Consider the following 271-nt stretch of genomic DNA (forward strand, 5'->3'; position numbering starts at 1 on the left):
GCTTGTAGCTCAGGTGGTTAGAGCGCACCCCTGATAAGGGTGAGGTCGGTGGTTCAAGTCCACTCAGGCCTACCAAATTCGCTGCCGTGCTGCGTTGCGGCGACGCTTGCATACTTCAGTATGCTTCGTGTCACCACGCCTTGCCCGACACCGAATTAACGGTAACAGAGAAAACAGTTTTACGATGGGGTTATAGCTCAGCTGGGAGAGCGCCTGCTTTGCACGCAGGAGGTCTGCGGTTCGATCCCGCATAGCTCCACCATCTTTACTG

Annotated in this window: 1 tRNA gene; it reads left to right on the top strand. The window is 55.4% G+C overall.

What is annotated here, in order from left to right:
- Nucleotides 1–186: 186 nt before the first annotated feature.
- Nucleotides 187–262: transfer RNA gene (locus tag OGY19_RS01765), tRNA-Ala, on the top strand.
- Nucleotides 263–271: the final 9 nt, after the last annotated feature.

This window comes from Citrobacter sp. Cy070, assembly GCF_030332245.1.
GTDB lineage: Bacteria > Pseudomonadota > Gammaproteobacteria > Enterobacterales > Enterobacteriaceae > Citrobacter > Citrobacter youngae.